At 41.8% G+C, this 18,684-nt stretch carries 17 protein-coding genes; 12 read left to right on the forward strand and 5 right to left on the reverse strand.

Features of this window, described 5'->3' with window-relative positions:
* Positions 1–34 precede the first annotated feature (34 nt).
* Positions 35–550, forward strand: a complete 516-nt coding sequence (locus tag OQX64_RS05895) for a YMGG-like glycine zipper-containing protein (protein WP_265818023.1) — start codon at positions 35–37, stop codon at positions 548–550.
* Between the two features lie 28 nt (positions 551–578).
* Here OQX64_RS05895 and OQX64_RS05900 read toward each other — a convergent pair whose 3' ends face one another.
* Positions 579–749 (reverse strand): hypothetical protein, encoded by a 171-nt coding sequence (locus OQX64_RS05900; RefSeq protein ID WP_265818024.1) that lies wholly within the window; start codon positions 747–749, stop codon positions 579–581.
* 490 nt (positions 750–1,239) lie between these two features.
* On the opposite strand from OQX64_RS05900, the gene OQX64_RS05905 reads away from it, so the two are divergent.
* The 4 genes from OQX64_RS05905 to OQX64_RS05920 are packed head-to-tail and all read left to right on the forward strand — an operon-like array spanning position 1,240 to position 5,843.
* Positions 1,240–2,334 (forward strand): glycosyltransferase, encoded by a 1,095-nt coding sequence (locus OQX64_RS05905; protein WP_265818025.1) that lies wholly within the window; start codon positions 1,240–1,242, stop codon positions 2,332–2,334.
* A complete protein-coding gene (locus OQX64_RS05910; protein ID WP_265818026.1) occupies positions 2,331–3,476 on the forward strand; it encodes an acyl-CoA dehydrogenase family protein in 1,146 nt (381 codons plus the stop codon). The genes OQX64_RS05905 and OQX64_RS05910 overlap by 4 nt, the downstream gene beginning before the upstream one ends.
* Positions 3,466–4,788: a bifunctional PIG-L family deacetylase/class I SAM-dependent methyltransferase gene (locus OQX64_RS05915; protein ID WP_265818027.1), complete on the forward strand. Its 1,323-nt coding sequence runs from the start codon at positions 3,466–3,468 to the stop codon at positions 4,786–4,788. The genes OQX64_RS05910 and OQX64_RS05915 overlap by 11 nt, the downstream gene beginning before the upstream one ends.
* 5 nt (positions 4,789–4,793) lie before the next feature.
* Positions 4,794–5,843 carry a glycosyltransferase gene (locus OQX64_RS05920; RefSeq protein WP_265818028.1) on the forward strand — a complete coding sequence of 350 codons (1,050 nt, stop codon included), beginning with the start codon at positions 4,794–4,796 and terminating at the stop codon, positions 5,841–5,843.
* Between the two features lies 1 nt (position 5,844).
* Here the strand turns inward: OQX64_RS05920 and OQX64_RS05925 are convergent, their stop codons facing one another.
* The 3 genes from OQX64_RS05925 to OQX64_RS05935 form a co-directional block, all read right to left on the reverse strand.
* Positions 5,845–6,657: a glycosyltransferase family 2 protein gene (locus OQX64_RS05925; protein ID WP_265818029.1), complete on the reverse strand. Its 813-nt coding sequence runs from the start codon at positions 6,655–6,657 to the stop codon at positions 5,845–5,847.
* A gap of 8 nt (positions 6,658–6,665) precedes the next feature.
* Positions 6,666–7,871, reverse strand: a complete 1,206-nt coding sequence (locus OQX64_RS05930) for a glycosyltransferase (protein ID WP_265818030.1) — start codon at positions 7,869–7,871, stop codon at positions 6,666–6,668.
* A 200-nt stretch (positions 7,872–8,071) separates the two neighbouring features.
* Positions 8,072–8,356 carry a hypothetical protein gene (locus OQX64_RS05935; RefSeq protein ID WP_088301651.1) on the reverse strand — a complete coding sequence of 95 codons (285 nt, stop codon included), beginning with the start codon at positions 8,354–8,356 and terminating at the stop codon, positions 8,072–8,074.
* A 162-nt stretch (positions 8,357–8,518) separates the two neighbouring features.
* Here OQX64_RS05935 and OQX64_RS05940 point away from each other — a divergent pair, with 162 nt between their 5' ends.
* The 6 genes from OQX64_RS05940 to OQX64_RS05965 all read left to right on the forward strand — a co-directional run bounded on the left by OQX64_RS05940 (position 8,519) and on the right by OQX64_RS05965 (position 15,315).
* Positions 8,519–8,824 carry a hypothetical protein gene (locus OQX64_RS05940; RefSeq protein ID WP_265818031.1) on the forward strand — a complete coding sequence of 102 codons (306 nt, stop codon included), beginning with the start codon at positions 8,519–8,521 and terminating at the stop codon, positions 8,822–8,824.
* 177 nt (positions 8,825–9,001) lie between these two features.
* Positions 9,002–10,459 (forward strand): Asp-tRNA(Asn)/Glu-tRNA(Gln) amidotransferase subunit GatB, encoded by a 1,458-nt coding sequence (gene gatB, locus OQX64_RS05945; RefSeq protein ID WP_265818032.1) that lies wholly within the window; start codon positions 9,002–9,004, stop codon positions 10,457–10,459.
* A complete protein-coding gene (locus OQX64_RS05950) occupies positions 10,459–11,571 on the forward strand; it encodes a peroxiredoxin family protein (RefSeq protein ID WP_265818033.1) in 1,113 nt (370 codons plus the stop codon). The genes gatB and OQX64_RS05950 overlap by 1 nt, the downstream gene beginning before the upstream one ends.
* 103 nt (positions 11,572–11,674) lie before the next feature.
* Entirely contained in the window at positions 11,675–12,364 is a 690-nt protein-coding gene (locus tag OQX64_RS05955; RefSeq protein WP_088301655.1) for a response regulator transcription factor, read from the forward strand.
* Positions 12,365–12,724: 360 nt separating this feature from the next.
* Positions 12,725–13,447 carry an RluA family pseudouridine synthase gene (locus OQX64_RS05960; protein WP_088301656.1) on the forward strand — a complete coding sequence of 241 codons (723 nt, stop codon included), beginning with the start codon at positions 12,725–12,727 and terminating at the stop codon, positions 13,445–13,447.
* A gap of 77 nt (positions 13,448–13,524) precedes the next feature.
* Positions 13,525–15,315: a chloride channel protein gene (locus OQX64_RS05965; RefSeq protein ID WP_265818034.1), complete on the forward strand. Its 1,791-nt coding sequence runs from the start codon at positions 13,525–13,527 to the stop codon at positions 15,313–15,315.
* Positions 15,316–15,345: 30 nt separating this feature from the next.
* On the opposite strand, the gene OQX64_RS05970 is transcribed toward OQX64_RS05965, so the two are convergent.
* Positions 15,346–16,365 (reverse strand): LacI family DNA-binding transcriptional regulator, encoded by a 1,020-nt coding sequence (locus tag OQX64_RS05970; protein ID WP_265818035.1) that lies wholly within the window; start codon positions 16,363–16,365, stop codon positions 15,346–15,348.
* A gap of 397 nt (positions 16,366–16,762) precedes the next feature.
* On the opposite strand from OQX64_RS05970, the gene OQX64_RS05975 reads away from it, so the two are divergent.
* Positions 16,763–18,583, forward strand: a complete 1,821-nt coding sequence (locus OQX64_RS05975; protein WP_265818036.1) for a glycoside hydrolase family 2 protein — start codon at positions 16,763–16,765, stop codon at positions 18,581–18,583.
* The last annotated feature ends 101 nt before the right edge of the window (positions 18,584–18,684 follow it).

Raw genomic sequence — 18,684 nt, forward strand, 5'->3', positions numbered from 1 at the left:
GGTACCAGAGTAGATTCATTTAAAGGAAAACGTTATGAAAAAGATATTTGTAGTTATCGCATTAAGTTCAGTAATGTTTGCTTGTAACAATAAGGCAAAAGAAGAAGCTGAATTAAAACAAAAGGAAGCTGAAAAACAACTGGCGGTAAAAGCCGTGAAAGACAGTTTACGTTTGGATAGTTTTAAAAGGGCTGAAGTAGCCAAGGTTGAAGCAGAAAAAGAAGCTAAACATCAGGCAGAATTGGCTGCAGCAAGAGCTGCAGGTGCCAGATCATCAAGATCCACAAGGTCATATGCAAGTACCGGCCGCAGTTCAGGTGGAAGCTCCAGCTCCTATGGTGGTACTCAGCCTACAGCAAAGAAAAAAGGCTGGAGTGATGCCGCAAAAGGTACAGTAATCGGTGGTGCGGCAGGTGCCGTGGGTGGTGCCTTAATTGATAAGAAAAAAGGTAGAGGTGCCATTATCGGTGGTTTAGTTGGTGCTGGTGGCGGTTATTTAATCGGCAGAGGCGAAGACAGAAAATCTGGTCGTGTGCAACCTAAAAACTAGATAGCATTATGAGTAAAGGAAGCGGTTATTAAAAATAACCGCTTTTTTTTGTACCCATCTTTTTGGCTTTATTGCTCAGGCAAAAGTACTTATCGCTCTTCAATGCTACCAAACCTGTTGGTATTTGTCTGGAATTGTCTGACATTGTCCGGTTAAATGGTGCTTTGTTCGACTGTTGTTCGAGGTTTGTTCTCTTCACAATGCTTTAAAGGCCGTTTTCCCGAAGGATAGTCGAAGCAGTATCGGAGAAAACCCATCCTTAACTTTTATGTTATGGAAAATAAGTATATCCTGAGTGGCTGAAAATTTTATCATTCAAAACCAATTATAAGTGTCTTAAAGTCGCTTTTTTATTTTCCACTGTATTATGCCCCGAAGATGGCATTTTTTGAAGTAGGGGATGGGCACGCGTATCTTAGTTTGAGTATTGGCGTGACTGTTGCATAATGCGTATGTTTTTTAACCATTGCTGCTAAAGGCTTGCTTGCCGATTCCATCTTTGTACCAACTGTCAATACCTTCTCTTTCAGTGATCGGATACCTTCTTCCTGCCAAAAGCAGTACGATCTGGGAAAATTTAACGGTATTTTTTTACGAATACCCGTTGTGCCGTATCAGAAATATAAAACCTTCATGCCTAAAAAAATGTCTAATGAATGAAACTATATCATTAACCATTGCCAAAACATATGAGGATCGGAATTATCGCTCACTTAAAACACCCCATAATTGCCCCGTTTGCAGGCGGACTGGAGGTATTTACACATGAAATAACCCGTAGACTGGTATCTCGCGGTCACGATGTGATCCTATTTGCCAGTTCAAGTTCTGATGAAAATCTTCCTGTTGATCCGATTCTATCTGATGAACATTATGATCAGCAAACAGGGATGCGGATCAAAAAAAGGGATTTGCCTTCAGAATATATCGCTGAGCATCATGCCTATTTTGGTTTGATGTCGAAAATTGATGATTATAACCTGGACATCATTTTCAATAACAGCCTGCACTATATCCCGATTACCATGGCCAATCTGTTAAACACACCGATGTTAACCGTTTTGCATACCCCACCATTTTACGAACTGCAACTGGCCATTAAGGCAGAACAAAAAAATCCTGTGATTCAATACGTTACTGTGTCTAAGCAGAGTGCAGCGAACTGGAGCAATATTGTTTCCAGTTGTGAGGTGATTGAAAACGGAATTGATCTGGATCAGTGGAAGGTCTATGCGGAAGCAAGTGAAGAAAAATATGCCGTTTGGTTTGGAAGAATCCATCCGGATAAAGGCCTCCATTTGGCTATACAGGCTGCAAAGCTAGCCGGCATTCCGCTGAAAATTGCCGGTGGAATTGCGGACCAGAAATATTTTAAGGAAAAGGTAGCCATACTGCTGGATGAAAGCACAACGCTATTAGGCCTACAGGACCAAAAATCATTAAACGCCCTGATCGGAGGAGCAAGCGTATGTATTGTGAGTCCGTGCTGGCAGGAGCCATTTGGTTTAGTGGTTGCAGAAGCATTGAGCTGTGGTACGCCGGTAGCTGGTTTTAAAATGGGTGCTTTATCCGAAATTATAGCCACAGGAACCGGTATCCTGGTTGATTATCCTGCCGTTGATGATTTGGCCACTGCTATACAAGACGCCATGAAACTAGACAGAAAGACGGTGAGTAATTATGCCAGGCAGCGGTTTGATATTGAAAAAATGGTTGAAAAATATGAAGATATGCTGGCAGCGGTAGCTGAGGGTAAAATCAAGAAAAATCTGGTAGCCATATGATCACAGATACAACCGAAGTATTTCACAAAGCAATCAGCAAGCCTTCCATTGATGAGGTGTTGAAAAGAATTGCGGAAAGTGCCGCGGCTACAGAGCATCAGCCTGATGGTCCGGTAGCAGAATTTAAATGGCTGCATGAATGCGGGGCACTATCCATTGTGCTTCCTGGTCATGAACTGGATTTTAATCTGCCTAAAACACCCCAGTTGCTGCGTCTTCTGAAAGACATGGGCAAAGCCAATTTAGCTGTAGGAAGAATCTATGAAGGGCATATTAATACCCTTTACCTGATCCATTTATATGCTGCACAAGCACAGCGTGAGCGGTGGTACAAAGAAGCAGAAGCAGGCCTGTTGTTTGGCATATGGAATACCCAGGCTGCAGATGGCATTTCGCTTGAAGCAGTTGATTCGGGATTTCGCGTTCAGGGAAGCAAAACCTTCTGTTCTGGCGCTGCCATCATCAACCGTGCACTGATTTCTGGAGATATTCACCGAGATGGTGAAAAAGGCTGGCAATTGCTGGTCATCAATATGGAAGATTTGCCACAGGATAGAATTGACTATGATAGCTGGAAACCTTTGGGCATGAAGGCATCTGGCAGTTACAAAGTAAATTTTAGCGATTACCTCATTTACGATGAGGATTTACTGGCCCGCCCAGGTACTTATTTAACCCAGCCGTATTTTAATGCCGGAGCCATTCGCTTTGCAGCCGTACATCTGGGTGGTGCCGAAGCCATTGCAGCGCATACCCTTTCTTATTTAAAACAGTTGAAGCGCACAGATGATCCTTTCCAGCAGATGCGCATATACCATATGATGAGTGAACTCACCACCGGGCAATTGTGGTTGAACCGTGCCGGTAAGTATTATGATCGATGGGTTGCAGCAGGTACACATGATGATGCATTGATTGCTTTTGCCAATATGACCCGTACGATCATTGAAGAAATCTGCTTAAAGATAATGGATGAGAGCAACCGTTGTGTAGGTGCACGAGGATTAATGGAGCCTTTTGAACTGGAACGCCTGCACCGCGACCTGACATTCTACCTGCGCCAGCCCGCACCGGATGCCACCAGACTGAAGGCTGCCGATTTTTTTATACAAAACGATTTTTCTTTCGACGATGATATTTGACAAAAAAGCCTTCAGGTCATCAGCAACAGGCGTGGAGGAAAAATTTCTCCTCACGATCAAAAGATGCCTGATTTTAGCACCACATCCTGATGATGAATCTTTGGCTTGTGGTGGTTTAATTCAATTGCTGCTTCAGCAAGGTACCGAAGTGCGGGTGATCCTCACCACTGATGGAAGCCAGTCACATCGGTCAGCTACCTATCCGCCTGATCAGCTGGCTGCATTGCGGTATGGAGAAATGATTACTGCACTGGATTGTTTAGGCATAGATCCGCAACAGCTTAAAGGTTACCAAAGTAAAGATTCTGCTATGCCGGCTAAAGGTGAACCCGGTTTTGAGACCTTATCTGAAAGGCTTCATGCTGATCTTTCTCATTTTCTTCCGCAACTTATTTTAGTTCCTTATGAACTTGATCCACACCGCGACCACCGGGCAACCTTTCAATTGCTGTTATCCGCGTTAAAAAATGTAGCCAATTATAAGCCCGTGATCTGGGAATATCCCATCTGGCTTTATGAAAATGCCAGTGAAAGTGATATTCCGAAACTGGAAGCCGGAGAACTTAAGTTTTTAGACATCCATGGTTATCTGCATAAAAAAGAGAAAGCCATTCAGGCACATCAATCTCAAACCACCCAACTCATTGATGATGACCCATCCGGATTTAGGTTAACAGCAGAAATGATGGGAAATTTTTTAAACGGGAAAGAATATTTTATGCAGCGCAACAAAATCAATCCGGCCGGCACGCTTTCTAAAGACTACTTCGAAACACTTTACAGCACGCATTCAGATCCATGGTCATTCGAAACCAGTGCATATGAAAGCCATAAATATGCGGCTACCATATCGGCCATCCCGGATGGACAATACCAGAAAGCGTTGGAGATTGGCTGTTCCATCGGCGTGTTAACACAAATGCTGAGCTCCAAATGTGACCATTTGACCGCAATGGATATCAGTGAAATTGCGCTGGAAAAAGCCAGAAAGCGTATGGAAGATCAAAAAGCAGTCGCCTTTATTCAAGGTGGAATTCCGGCCGATTTTCCGGATGAAAGTTTTGATCTCATTGTCATGAGTGAAGTAGGTTATTACCTTTCCAAAGAAGATCTTCTAGCCACCAGGGAACTTATTTTTAATTCATTATTACCTGATGGTATTTTGGTACTGGTACACTGGACACATTTTGTAGCTGATTATCCATTGAGTGGCGATGAAGTGCACCATTGTTTTGACCAGGCTAACCTCAGACATTTGAAAGGCAGCAGGACGGCAGATTACCGGCTGGATGTGTACAAAAAGCAGGAATAGATTTTATGAAATTTAACCTTGCTTTTTATGTTCACCATCATGGTGCCGGTCACTTCACCCGAACCGCACAAATCATCAGGCATCTCCATGGTTTCCATATTACTTTGCTTGGTAGTAATTTGAAACCCTACCAGCATTTACTCCCTGAAAAGACTAATGTCATCCATCTTCCTATGGATACGCCGGATCAAAATGATGTATACCATAGTAATGGAAATGCAGTTGATGCCTTTCACTATGCGCCATTGAATATAAAAGGAATCAGTGAACGGGCAGCCATGATGACCAACTTTTTCCAATCGGCCTATCCCTTATTGCTGGTGGTTGATGTATCGGTAGAGGTGACCCTGCTGGCCCGGTTAGCGGGTATTCCAACCATTTTGATGCGTCAGCACGGGCTTCGAGATGACCTGCCACACCTGATGGCCTATCAGAGCGCTGAACTACTGATTGCTCCTTTTCCTGCTGCCATATCCCCCAACTCTGCAAAATGGATCACAGATAAAACCAAATATGTTGGTGGTTTCTCGCGGTTTGATAAAGGCAATTCTGCAGCAGAAAAGCCGCGTCATGTTGCTGTCATTGTAGGAAGTGGTGGTACCTCCATCGATGCGGATTTTATAGGATTCCTTACCAATGCTGCCCATGATTTTCATTTTTACATTATCGGAAAAATTGACGGGAAAGCTATAGTACAGCCTCATGTCACCTATTACGGACATCAGGATGAACCGGGAATGCTGTTAGCGCAGTGCAGCATGGTAATTGGCAATACCGGTCACAATACCGTAATGGAAATGGCCAGCCTGAATAAGCGATTTATTGCCATTCCGGAATCACGTCCGTTTGATGAACAATTGGATAAGGCCAGGGCCATCCAGTCCGTTCCCGGCGTAATGATGATTTTACCCGAATCGCTTTATGAAACCAACTGGAACGAGGTTTTGCACCAGCTGCAAGCTCAACAGCCTGTGTGGGATGGTATAATAGCGGAAAATGCACTAGCAAGTACCGCAGAAGCAATTGTGGCTGTAGGCCGAAAAATATATGGTTAACTTATTTTTTTAAGGCAGCAATGATTTCCTGCTCAGCAGGTTGCCGCTTCAGGATAATCCGGGTTGGATGCCATTCTATTAAACCTAAATCGCTGAAGGCCTTCAACCAGCCTTCCATGGGCCATTTTTTCCATTTCTGATAGAAACGGTTAGCATTGCCAACGATGTCTTTGAGGTGGTTAAGCGGCGGTGAAAAGCTTTCATGGTACTGGTGGTAGGCGATGGCCGGAATATGTTTTAGCGGAACATGCATTTCTGAGGCTGTAAAGGAAAAATCAGTATCCTCTGCACCGTAGCCTTCATAGCCTTCATCGAATCCGCCAATGTGATGGTAAACGGATCTGGCACAGGCAAAATTTAAAGACCAGAAAAGTGCATAAGGTATCTCATTCATTTCACCCCGAATCGGATCAGGATCGCTCCAAAAATCCATAGACGTTAAAAAACCATCTTGTTCAGTAGCGTCTTTACGAAGATACCTGACTGTTCCACTCCACAATGTTGTTGCGTTTTGATGTCGCTGATAGTCGGCAATAAGCGTGGCACCCGGAATACAATCAACATCTAAAAAGATGAGGAAATCGCCATTTGCTTTCTCTGCTGCCAAATTCCGGGCTGCAGCAAGGGGCAGTTGTCCATTCTTGAGGATAGTATGGCAATGCACCGGGAAGGGCAGTGCCGGGATGTTCCTGATCGGCTCGTTCATAAAAACAATTACCACTTCATCAGGTAGAACGGTATTCATTTCCAATCCTTTAAGCAAGTTGATCAATGCATTTGCCCGTCCTTTTACAATGGTTAAAACAGATATCATAAAACACTTTAAACGGCGATACCCTGCAAATCATCTGCTTCAGTGATGATCATAGGGGCAGGCATAGGTTGTCGAATGGTTTTTGAAAAATATTGTCTCACCGAACTGATGGCCTTAGAAATAGGTTCCATGATAATCTGCTGATGTCCGGAAGATAAAAGATGTTCCTCCATCTGTTCCCACAAGCTTTCAAAATACTGATTGTTTTGTACAGCCATTTTAAGTGCATGAAAATCAATGGCCAGTGCAGCAGCCATTTCCTTGAGTTCCGTATAGAAGGCAGGACATTGTTTGCGGCTTGTCCAGAGTTTCCGGAGTGAATTTTTAGTGCTTAGTTTAAAAATCAGTGTTTCCAGTGATTCCACTAACTGTTGCTCTCCCTTGGTACTCATATCCTGCCATTGTTGTAATTGTACCGAAAATCCAAATTCCACCCTGCCATTAAGCCTCGAGGAAGTATAGATTTTCACTTTTGGAGAATGCCTGATTTTGGCATCTATTCTTTTTAAACGTTTTCTGAATTCTTCATCTTCGAGGTATGGGATGGCTGGTAATCTTCCCGAACGATCATACATTTCACAAGTAACCGCCAGGCTTGGGCCATAGCATTGGAAGTGCCTTGGCCATGGATTGGATATACATGGATCAAGAACGGATTCCAGCCGGCTTGTAAACAAGCGGTACGTCACATCACGCAGGTGGTGCAATTTAGATTGAAGTGGTGTATCTCTGGGTAAAATTCTACCACCCACAACATCCGCACCGTTTTCCATTTCGTCCATAATGTGATATAACCATTGCGGATCAGCCTGGCTATCACCATCTGTAGAAACAATGATACCACGGTATCCGGCCACTTCTATCAGCCGTTGATAGGCGGCATCCATTAGTAATCTCCTGGCTGTGCCAATATGAGCCGCTTTACCTTCCAGCGTGATTGCTGCCACATGCAACCTCAGTTCAGGGTATTGAAGCTGATAATTCCGGCAGATTTCAAAAGTACGGTCAGTACAATTATTGGCCAGCACCAAAACTTCAAAATATTTGGGTGGAACAGGGATTCCAGATGGATCAACCTGCATACGGATGGCATCCAATGTATGGGCAATACAAGCTTCCTCATTTTTAACCGGAACAATAACTGATAAACGCAAAAAGGGATCTGGTGATGTGGAGAAAAGAATAACGTTTTTTTTAGATAAGGATAGAATCATAATGCTGGTTAAGACATGTTTCAAGGAGAACAGTATTATTGAAACAAAAGTTCTATAATTCTGTCCGCCCGTATCATGTATATAAACAAAGTAGTGCTTAAAGCCTGGAAATGAACTTGTCAGGAATAAAATAAATTAAATTGCTCAGCCTGGTTATGCAGAAAGTGCACTGATGATTGAGTTGGAATAGACCGGTAGTGTTATAGAAGGCTGTGGTGTGAGCGGGTTTCAATTTCGGCAATAATCTGATTGATAACAGGCGAATGCAGGGCAATGTGGTGGCTTTGCGGGGCAAGATCACTTTCGAACAAAGAAACCTTTTCAATCAATTCATCCAGTGGAAGCAATTGCCAGTCTTCGCCCGGAGGCCTCAATGCCGCAACAATATGCCCCTCATGGATAATCTCAAAAATACCATCTGCTTCGCTGACGGTGATACTTGTATTTTCTCCATCCAGAATGACTTCAAGGTTGAAAGATTTCATATTTAGGCAACAAATTTTAAAAGTAAAAAGTTTTGGAAGTGTAAAAATGATGACCATGGCCAAGGGCAATCTGCTTTCCGGGTGTCAAAATTAATAGCTCTCAATTTCAATAATTTAGCATCAGCCATTTGCAAAAGTCGATTATCCCTATAAATTTGCGGCATGACTGTGACTGTGCTGGCCATCCCGGAGACTGATTTTGTTCCGGCTAAACACCTGGCTAAAATCATGAATGAGCGTTTAAAGCGTGCCGCAAAGGAACTTGCTGAAGTACACCTTAAAGCATTAACCGGAAGTGGCTTCTCAAAGGATGACCTGGTAATTTATATCAGTTATAACCCTAAATTTAAAATACGTTACCGCATCGTAAATGATGTGCCTGCCAATGTGGAATATTTTGTGGCGGCATGTTGTGGTCGCCTCGGCTACTTGCTCTGGCGAACCAATCTGATTAATACTGATCAGTAAATTTACCCTTCCTGGCATAACATCTTTAAAACGCTTTTAAGCAGGAGCCAAAACAGAAAACACTTCACCCGTTTTTCCTGTCAAGATTAAAAGGAGGTTCAGTTAAATTGTGGTCATTCTATTTCACATTGTTTGCTATATTTGCAATCACCATACATTTAAAAGGCATCATTTTATATGAGTTTAGGGACACCCGAAAGCAGATACGAGCTTGTTTCAGGATTGGAAATACATGTTCAGTTAAATACCAATACCAAGATATTTTCTGCTGACAGTGCATCTTTCGGGGCTTTACCGAATCAACATATTTCTACCGTATCCCTGGCTTTACCAGGTGCTTTGCCGAAGCTGAATAAAGAAGTTGTGGCAAAGGCTGTACGCATTGGCCTGGCCTTAAACTGTACCATTAACCAGCTGAATCATTTCGACCGTAAAAACTATTTCTATGCCGATTTGCCAAAGGGATACCAGATTACGCAGGATAATCAGCCCATTTGCATCAACGGATTTTTGGAGGTGGAATTAAATGATGGTTCAAAAAAGAAAATAGGTATTAACCGCATTCACCTGGAAGAAGATGCAGGCAAAAGCATCCACGATCAGGATGACCAGTATTCACTGGTTGATTTAAACCGTGCAGGTGTGCCTTTAATTGAAATTGTCACCGAGCCCGATATCCGCAGTGCGGAAGAAGCATCTGCATTACTGAGCGAAATCAGGAAACTGGTTCGGCATTTAAATGTGAGTGACGGCAATATGGAAGAAGGCAGCCTGCGTTGCGATGCGAATATTTCCATCCGTGAAAAGGGTACCAGTAGCTTTGGCACACGTTGTGAAGTTAAAAACCTGAATTCTATGCGAAATGTACGCAGGGCCATGGAATTTGAATTTGGAAGACAGGTTAAGGTGATCAGTGAGGGTGGAAAAATTATCCAGAGCACTTTGAATTTTGATGCCGATAAAGGTACCACATCACCCATGCGCACCAAAGAAGAGGCCAATGATTACCGGTATTTTGCTGATCCGGATCTGTCACCCATTTATATTTCTGATGAATGGCTCTCCGAAATTAAGGCCGCCATGCCAGCTTTGCCAAATGAGATCTCCACTCAGTTAATTGCTGAATTTGGTATCAGCAAGGCTGATGCGACTTTATTTGCAGAAGACACGGATTTGCTTCATTATTTTAATCAAACCTTACCCGAAGTAAAGATCAAAAAAACACTGATTAATTGGTTAATTGGCCCTATCAGAGCAGTTTTAAGTGAAAAGGGCATTGCCATTGGAGCCTATAAAATTAAGCCGGATCAGCTCGCGAAAGCCATCAATCTGGTTGATGATAAAAAATTAACCCAGCAAATTGCCATTCAGCAGTTATTACCGGCAGCTGAAGAAAGTACTGGTGTTGATGTTGCTGTTTTAGCAGAACGCCTGAACTTACTGATCAGTGAAAACAGCAACGAACTTGATGGATTTATTGATGAAGTATTGAACAAATACCCGCAACAGGTAGAAGCTTATAAAAAAGGTAAAAAGGGTGTTTTGGGCCTTTTTGTTGGCGACGTCATGAAACTGGCAAAAGGCAGGGCGGATGCCAAAAAACTCAACGAATTAATATTAGAAAAACTGAAATAATGAAATTGAAAAACTTAAGCCTGATCATATTGATCGCAATTGCTTTCACGGCATGTAAACCCAAGGATAGTTTTACTATTGATGGTATCTTCAAGAACCCCGGAACTGAGAAAAAAGTGTTTCTCTTTGGCATGCAAAACAGCCAGATGGTGGCCATAGATTCAACCAATCTATCAGAAAAAGGCGAATTCAAATTTATCAGAAAAACACCATCTGTTGATTTTTTCAGGGTTTCTATAGGCAATCATGAATTTATGCTGATTGCCAAAAACGGAGATGACATCAAACTGGAAGCAGACCTTGCTGATAAAACAATGGCCTACAAAATTTCAGGAGCCAATGAAGTGGAAAAATTATCTGAACTGAATGCACTTCGGAATAATTTTGCGAAACAGGTAGAAAAGCTGCAGGCAGATTTTGAAGCAAAAGTTGCCAAACAACCACAAAACAGGGCGGCTGTACTGGAAGAAATGAAACCCCAGTATGAATCTTACATCAACCAGCTAAATACTTCCATCCTTAAATTTGCAAAGGATAACAAAGGTACGCTGGCCAGTTTTTATGCCATGAATACGTTAAGTCCGCAGGAATTTGAAGCAGAACTGGTTACTTTCGCTGATGAAATTAAAGACCAGATTAAAGGAAATGCTACAGTGGATGCCTTTATCAAACAAATGGCTTTGTTAAAGGCCGTTCAGGTAGGCCAGGTTGCTCCGGCATTTACCATTAATACCGCTGATGGAAGGCCAGTGAGTTTAGCTGATTATAAGGGGAAATACGTCTTGGTGGATTTCTGGGCTTCATGGTGCCAGCCTTGCCGTCAGGAAAACCCGAATGTGGTAAAGGTGTATAATAAATACAAAGGTAAAAATTTCGACATCCTGGGCATTTCTCTGGATACCGATAAAGCAGCCTGGCTGGGTGCGGTTAAAGCGGATGGTTTAATGTGGACACATGTATCAGAATTGAAAGATTTTAACGGCGAAACGGTCAAAAAATACCAGGTTCAGGCCATTCCGGCTTCCTTTTTAATTGATCCTTCAGGAAAAATTGCAGCTAAAAACTTGCGTGGAGAGGAACTGGATGCTTTTTTAGGAAAAACATTACGTTAAAAGAAATTCAATGTTAAACTAATTTAAGTCGTTAACAATTTATTAACTTAGGCTTAACGAAGAGTTACATCAGAGATACTACTTTCGTAACAAATATTTAACTATGAATAATCCAGGTCAGAAAATATTAATTGTTGATGATGAACCAGACATTGTGGAACTGATTGAATATAACCTGAAAAAGGAAGGCTATCAGGTTTTTACAGCTTCAAATGGTCAGGAAGGAATTACGGTAGCCAAGAAAGTTCATCCTGATTTGATTATCCTGGATATCATGATGCCTAAGATGGACGGCATTGAAGCCTGCCGCCTGATGCGTGCTATTCCTGAATTTAAAAATACATTTATGGTGTTTTTAACCGCCAGGAGTGAAGAGTACTCAGAAATAGCCGGTTTTAATGTTGGCGCAGATGATTACATCGCCAAACCGATTAAACCACGTGCTTTAGTCAGCCGCATTAATGCCATCCTCAGAAGAAATTCAGGCACAGAAGAAATTTCAGAGAATAAACTGGAAATTGGGGATCTGGTAATCGACCGTGAAGCTTATCTGGTATTTCAGGGTGGTAACAAGGTGGTGCTGGCAAAGAAAGAATTTGAATTGTTATATCTGCTGGCTTCTAAACCGGGAAAAGTGTATACCCGTGAATCTATCCTTAAAAATATCTGGGAAGATTCAGTAGTGGTAACCAACAGAACCATTGATGTGCATATCCGTAAACTCAGGGAAAAACTGGGTGAAACCTATGTGTCAACCGTAAAAGGCGTGGGCTACAAGTTCGAACTTTCTTAGATAGTTATTCACGTCTGAAGTCAGCAACATGGACTGACCACAACGAAATTAAAAGCCGCAAATTCGCAGATGACATTCAGCGCGTTTGCGGCTTCTGTTTTTTATATATAGGACATGACGGCAAGTGCTATCGTCATTGCGAACTAAGCGTTAGTGTGAAGCAATCTCTATCGTAAAAACGACAAAACAGATTGCTTCGCTGGCTGAAAAAGCCGCCTCGCAATGACGAATTCACCGTAAACCGTCATTGCGAACTGAAGTTGCGGGCTGAGCGACGGTGTGAAGCAATCTTTCTTTTCACGAGTTTAAAGCATTAAAAAATAAAATTGTATTTTTGCGGCGCATTAACCAATACACAATTTGAAGTATCCCAATTTTAAAGACCTTATCCTATTCGAAGACGATAATTTTATCGTGATCAATAAACCTCCATTCCTGGCTTCACTTGATGAAAGGGGCGGTTCAGGAGAAACCAATGTTTTACGCCTGGCCAAACAATACAGTGATGATGCACAGGTTTGTCACCGGTTGGATAAGGAAACCTCTGGTGCTTTGATTATTGCTAAAAATCCGGAAGCTTACCGCCATGCTTCCATGCAGTTTGAAAGACGGAAAGTCAATAAAACGTATCATGCAGTAGTAGATGGCCATGTGATCTTCGATCAGTTATTGGTTGATTTACCAATTCTGAATGATGGAAACAAAAACGTAACCATCGATCGGGCTGAAGGCAAAAGGGCAGAAACCATATTTGATTCTTTAAAATATTATAAACACTACACCCTGGTAGAATGCAAGCCCATTACCGGAAGAATGCACCAGATCAGGATTCACCTGGCTACGCAAAGGGCTGCCATTGTAGGTGACGAGATGTACAAAGGAAAACCTGTTTTTCTCTCTTCCATCAAACGCGGATATAAGCTCACTAAAGGAGAAGAAGAGCAGCCGGTAATGAAACGTTTTGCTTTACACGCGAGGCATCTGGTATTTAAAGGCCTGGATGATCAGGATATTACCATCGAGGCACCCTATCCGAAAGATTTTGCTACCCTTATCAAGCTTTTGGATAAATTTGACGCTTAAATAATGCATTAAAAGTTGACCTGATAATCACTTTTACCTACATTTGGAACATTCGCTCTATATTAAAATTCAATAGAATGTATATCCGCTTTGTCAATTACCTTGATAACATTAATCAGTACCGAAAATCAAAAATATCAAACCGTAACTTCCTCATTATACTGGCCGTAATTGTTGGTGTTCTCGCCGGACTTGCGGCAGCGGCAATTAAAAGTTTAACCCATCATATTGAAGAATTTCTCCAGTCAGACTGGCATTGGAAATACAAATATTACCTGTATTTTATTTTTCCGATGATTGGTATTTTTCTGACGGTTTTATACATCAAATATTTCATTCGTAAAAGTAAATTTGAAACGGGTTTAACTCCTTTACTTTACGCCATCTCCAAAAAATCAAGCCGGGTAGAGGCACATAATATTTATTCACAAATTATCACAGCGGCCATCACAGTGGGTTTTGGAGGTTCTACAGGTCTGGAAGCGCCCATTGTCACCAGTGGTGCATCGATAGGGTCTAATCTTGGTCGCTTTCTGGGCTTATCTTACCGGGAGATTACCATGCTGGTAGCCTGTGGTGCCGCGGCAGGTATTGCCGGTGCTTTTAACAGTCCGGTAGCCGGAATCGTTTTCGCCATTGAAATTTTATTGCCAGAATTTACCATCCCAGCTTTTATTCCGCTTTTACTTTCAGCAGCTACAGCAGCGGTAGTGGCCCGGATCTTTTACACCCAGCAATTATTTTTCCTGGTAACCGAAGGCTGGCAGATCAATGCATTATTTTATTATGTGCTACTGGCTGGTTTAATTGGCCTTTTTTCCATCTATTTTACAAAAGCGAATTATGCGGTAAAGGGATTGTTCTATAAAATTAAACATCCCTACACCAAAGTAGTGGTGGGTGGTTTAATGCTTGGCTTTCTGGTATTTCTTTTTCCCACCTTGTATGGAGAAGGTTATATCACGATGAAGAATCTGCTGAGGGGAGATTATCTGGCTGTCATTAACAACAGTATTTTTGAAAGTTACAATTCCATTCCGGCCATGGTGGTGTTATTTACGGTGGTTACGATCTTTATGAAATCACTGGCTACCCTCATCACGCTGGGTGCCGGCGGTAATGGTGGTACCTTCGCGCCCAGTTTAATTATGGGCGGATTAATCGGTTTTATCTTCGCCTACGTGGTAAATCTTTCGGGCCTGGCACATTTAAATGTATCTAATTTTATTGTAGCGGGTATGGCTGCTGCATTAGGTTCTATTATGCATGCGCCGTTAACGGGCATTTTTCTGATTGCAGAAATTACTGGTGGATACATCCTGATGGTTCCTTTAATGATTACTACGGCCATTTCTTATGCCATAAACCGCAGTTCACAAAAACATTCTATTTACACTAAGGTACTGGCGGATAAAGGCGAACTATTGTCTCATGAGGATAAAGACACTACGGTTTTGAACCAGATGAAACTCAAATACCTTATTGAAAAAACGTATCCCCAGTTACAGATGAACGATCAGATTGCTTTAAAGATGAACGAGATTGTGCAGTCGCATAAAAATATTTGTGCAGTGACGGATGAAACCGGAGATTTTAAAGGAATTATCTATATAGAAGAGCTTTTCAGTCAAATGGTTAACCATCCGGATCAGGAAAACCTGCTGGCTACCAACCTGGTGCAGGCAGCGCCAAATACTGTGATTGAAAATGACGATTTAAAAGTGGTTTTGCAGAAAATGGAGCAAGATAATGTATGGGTTTTACCGGTAACGGATGAGGCCAATCATTATAAGGGATTTGTTTCTAAAACCGCCATTTTTAATAAATACAGGGCACTCCTGATGCGGCAGAATGATTACATGAGTTAATTCAATGTTTTCAGGCAGGGCTTATTGTTACTACTCATGAACAACCAACCTGCAATCTACCATGATCTTCTGGTATTCTGAGTGGTCAATTTCTTTATTCATCAGTTGAAGCAGTAGTTTCACCGCATTTTCACCCACGTCCTCCGGCTGTTCTTCTACAGAGGCAACAGGCGGAATATCCAGGTAACTGATAAAGGCATGATTGCCAAAACCTATAAATTCCATATTCCGAAGGTGGGCATAATTTACAGCGCGCAGGTATTTAATTGCATCAAACAAAACGGATTCTTTAAACGCCACCAGGGCTGTAGGTAAATAATCGGTATTCGAGAATAATTGCTGTATAGCTGCTATCGTACTCTGCTGATCAAAATCCGTATAGGCCACCAGATCGGCATTAAAAGGGATGGCATGATCTCTCAGGGCATGAATATATCCATTAAAGCGGTCGTGCGTAAAACTGATCATTTTAGGGCCGCCGAGGTAGGCAATCTGCCGGTGCTTTCGCTGGATTAAAAAACGGGTGGCCTCATAACAACCCTGAAAAGTATTGCCCAGCACTTTATGACAGCTTAAATTGAAACTTGGATTTCTGGCATAATAAACCACAGGTATTCCCAGGTTTTCGAACTGGCCCAGGTGCGCAAAATCTTGTGTATTTTTAGAAATGGCAATAATTAATCCATCCACCCGGCTTTTCAGCAGCATATCTGCAGCCTGAATTTCCTTTTCCAGTTCATCGTGGGTTTGTTTAATGATTACGTTATAGCCGTTTGCGGTGGCAAATTGCTCTACACCATAAATGCTTCTGGTAAAAAAATGATCTAAAAGATTGGGCAGGATAATGCCAATGATCCGTGATTTTCTTTCCTGTAAATTAATGGCTGATTTGTTTGGGGTGAAGTGCAGCTCCCTGGCCATTTCCTGAACGCGCTTTTTGGTATAGGCATTAATGGTGGGATAATCGTTCAGCGCTTTAGAAACGGTAGATACCGACATTTTTAGTTTTTCGGCCAGGAATTTCAGCGTAACGGGTGTGTTGCGAATCATCTTTTAAATCTCTACGCATAGTTAAGCAAAATCTGCAATTATTTCAAACGTTTGAAATGGTGATGGAAACCGATTTACTTTATTTATATGCTACTTTAATCAGATCCTGTATGAAGCTTTTTTAAATTCGTTCTGCAAATAATAACCTATGATCATTATTTTTTCTATGCCCGGAATTTTATCCATAACCGAATCTTTCCAACGTAATACATGCAGTTGATCAGCTATAATAATGTATCATTTGCAGGGGAATAAGTGGAATGGTGATATCAGAAAAAATAATCAATTAAAGTCTTTTAACATAAATTTTCTTCAAATTACCTCCCTTTTGGAAACACCGTCTGTTAATTAATTGTTAGTTTTGGATCAGTTCATTACACATTAAAGAAAAATAATTATGCTTAGATCAGGTTATATCATACTTTTTGTTTGCTTTTCATTTATCGCCAATGCCCAGGTTAGTGCTATCCAGAACATTCAGGGCAGAAAAATCCAGAGTTTAAATGGTAAATGGAATTATATTGTTGATCCCTATGAAAACGGTTATTACGATTACCGTCATCAGCCTTTTGATGAATCTAAAAGTGGAACGGGAGGGTATTATGATGACCGGGTACAGAAAGACAAAACAGAATTAATAGAATATAATTTTGACCTCTCGCCACAGATGAATGTTCCCGGAGACTGGAATTCTCAATCAGAACAATTATCGCTTTACGAGGGTAATGTTTGGCTGCGCAGAAAATTTGATGTTAAGCCAGAAAAGGGAAAAAAATATTATGTGTACTTCGGAGCTGTGAACTATGAGGCACATGTTTACCTGAATGGTAAAAAGCTGGGCATCCATAAAGGTGGTTTTACGCCTTTCCAGTTTGATGTTACAGCTGGTTTAAAGCCAGGTGAAAATACACTGATTTTGAAAGTTGACAATATCCGTAAGCCTGATGAAATCCCTACGGTGAATACCGACTGGTGGAATTATGGTGGAATTACACGCGATGTTTATCTGGCCGAATTTCCGGATCATTTCATCAGTGACTATAAACTCCAGCTTGTAAAGGGAAATAATAACCTGCTTAATTTCTCTATGAAACTGTCTGACGCGACAGCAGGGCAGGACATTACCCTGTCTATCCCAGAATTAAAGCTTGAAAAGAAATATAAAACTGATGCCGAAGGAAAAATCAATGATGAATTTACCTGGAATAATTTATCCCTTTGGACGCCTGAAAGCCCGAAGTTGTATGGCGTGAATATTAAAAGCGATAAGGAAGACATCAACGATAAAATCGGGTTCAGAACCATTCAGGTAAAGGGTGATTCTATTCTCCTGAATGGTAAAAGCACTTTCCTGCGTGGTGTTTCCATTCATGATGAAAACCCATTGCTGGCAGGCCGTTTGCGTTCGGAAGGTGATATGAGGATGATGCTGCAATGGGCAAAAGACATGAACTGCAACTATGTTCGCCTGGCACATTATCCCCATAACGAAGAAATGCTGCGCTTAGCCGATGAAATGGGATTAATGGTGTGGGCCGAAGTGCCGGTGTACTGGACCATTAGCTGGACCAATCCTTCCACCTACGCCAATGCGAAACAACAGCTGACCGATTTAATTGTAAGAGACAAAAACCGTGCAAGTGTAATCATCTGGTCAATTGGAAATGAAACACCACTGAGCGAAGCCCGCCTGAGTTTCATGAGAAACCTGGCCGAAACAGCACGTATGCTTGACGACAGTCGACTGGTGGCTGCAGCATTGGAAGTTCACCGTGAGGGCAATACCATGGTTTTAAATGATCCTTTGGGTGAAGTCATCGATTTGGTGAGCTTTAATGAATATGCAGGCTGGTACTGGGGCGGCACACCGGCAGAACTGTCTAAATATACTTTTGATATCAAATATAAAAAACCAGTAGTCATCAGTGAATTTGGCGGAGATGCTTTGGGTGGATTTCACGGTGATGAAAGTACCCGCTGGAGTGAAGAATACCAGGAAGCACTTTATAAAAATCAGTTTAGCATGTTAAGTAAAATCAATGCATTGCGCGGGGTAACACCATGGATTCTGGCTGATTTCAGGTCGCCGAGAAGGCAGCACCCTGTTTATCAGAATTTCTGGAACCGCAAAGGGCTGATCAGTGAAACCGGGAAGAAAAAGAAAGCTTTTTTTATTGTGAAAGATTTTTATGATCAAATGCAAGCGAAATATAAATAATTAAAATTTATCTTTTTAAGGGATAGCCTGTTAGGCGGTTAACAGACATCATCCATAAAAAAGATACGTTAAAATGATGTTTGCCTGGGTAGAATCAATGG

The sequence above is a fragment of the Pedobacter sp. GR22-10 genome, assembly GCF_026239715.1.
Taxonomy (GTDB): Bacteria; Bacteroidota; Bacteroidia; order Sphingobacteriales; family Sphingobacteriaceae; genus Pedobacter.

What these genes read in the sequence shown, in the direction of transcription:
- OQX64_RS05895 (WP_265818023.1), top strand. Translation starts at nt 35, where the DNA reads ATGAAAAAGATATTTGTAGTTATCGCATTAAGTTCAGTAATGTTTGCT.
- OQX64_RS05905 (WP_265818025.1), top strand. Translation starts at nt 1,240, where the DNA reads ATGAGGATCGGAATTATCGCTCACTTAAAACACCCCATAATTGCCCCG.
- OQX64_RS05910 (WP_265818026.1), top strand. Translation starts at nt 2,331, where the DNA reads ATGATCACAGATACAACCGAAGTATTTCACAAAGCAATCAGCAAGCCT.
- OQX64_RS05915 (WP_265818027.1), top strand. Translation starts at nt 3,466, where the DNA reads ATGATATTTGACAAAAAAGCCTTCAGGTCATCAGCAACAGGCGTGGAG.
- OQX64_RS05920 (WP_265818028.1), top strand. Translation starts at nt 4,794, where the DNA reads ATGAAATTTAACCTTGCTTTTTATGTTCACCATCATGGTGCCGGTCAC.
- OQX64_RS05925 (WP_265818029.1), bottom strand. Translation starts at nt 6,657, where the DNA reads ATGATATCTGTTTTAACCATTGTAAAAGGACGGGCAAATGCATTGATC.
- OQX64_RS05930 (WP_265818030.1), bottom strand. Translation starts at nt 7,871, where the DNA reads ATGATTCTATCCTTATCTAAAAAAAACGTTATTCTTTTCTCCACATCA.
- OQX64_RS05935 (WP_088301651.1), bottom strand. Translation starts at nt 8,356, where the DNA reads ATGAAATCTTTCAACCTTGAAGTCATTCTGGATGGAGAAAATACAAGT.
- OQX64_RS05940 (WP_265818031.1), top strand. Translation starts at nt 8,519, where the DNA reads ATGACTGTGACTGTGCTGGCCATCCCGGAGACTGATTTTGTTCCGGCT.
- gatB (WP_265818032.1), top strand. Translation starts at nt 9,002, where the DNA reads ATGAGTTTAGGGACACCCGAAAGCAGATACGAGCTTGTTTCAGGATTG.
- OQX64_RS05950 (WP_265818033.1), top strand. Translation starts at nt 10,459, where the DNA reads ATGAAATTGAAAAACTTAAGCCTGATCATATTGATCGCAATTGCTTTC.
- OQX64_RS05955 (WP_088301655.1), top strand. Translation starts at nt 11,675, where the DNA reads ATGAATAATCCAGGTCAGAAAATATTAATTGTTGATGATGAACCAGAC.
- OQX64_RS05965 (WP_265818034.1), top strand. Translation starts at nt 13,525, where the DNA reads ATGTATATCCGCTTTGTCAATTACCTTGATAACATTAATCAGTACCGA.
- OQX64_RS05970 (WP_265818035.1), bottom strand. Translation starts at nt 16,365, where the DNA reads ATGATTCGCAACACACCCGTTACGCTGAAATTCCTGGCCGAAAAACTA.
- OQX64_RS05975 (WP_265818036.1), top strand. Translation starts at nt 16,763, where the DNA reads ATGCTTAGATCAGGTTATATCATACTTTTTGTTTGCTTTTCATTTATC.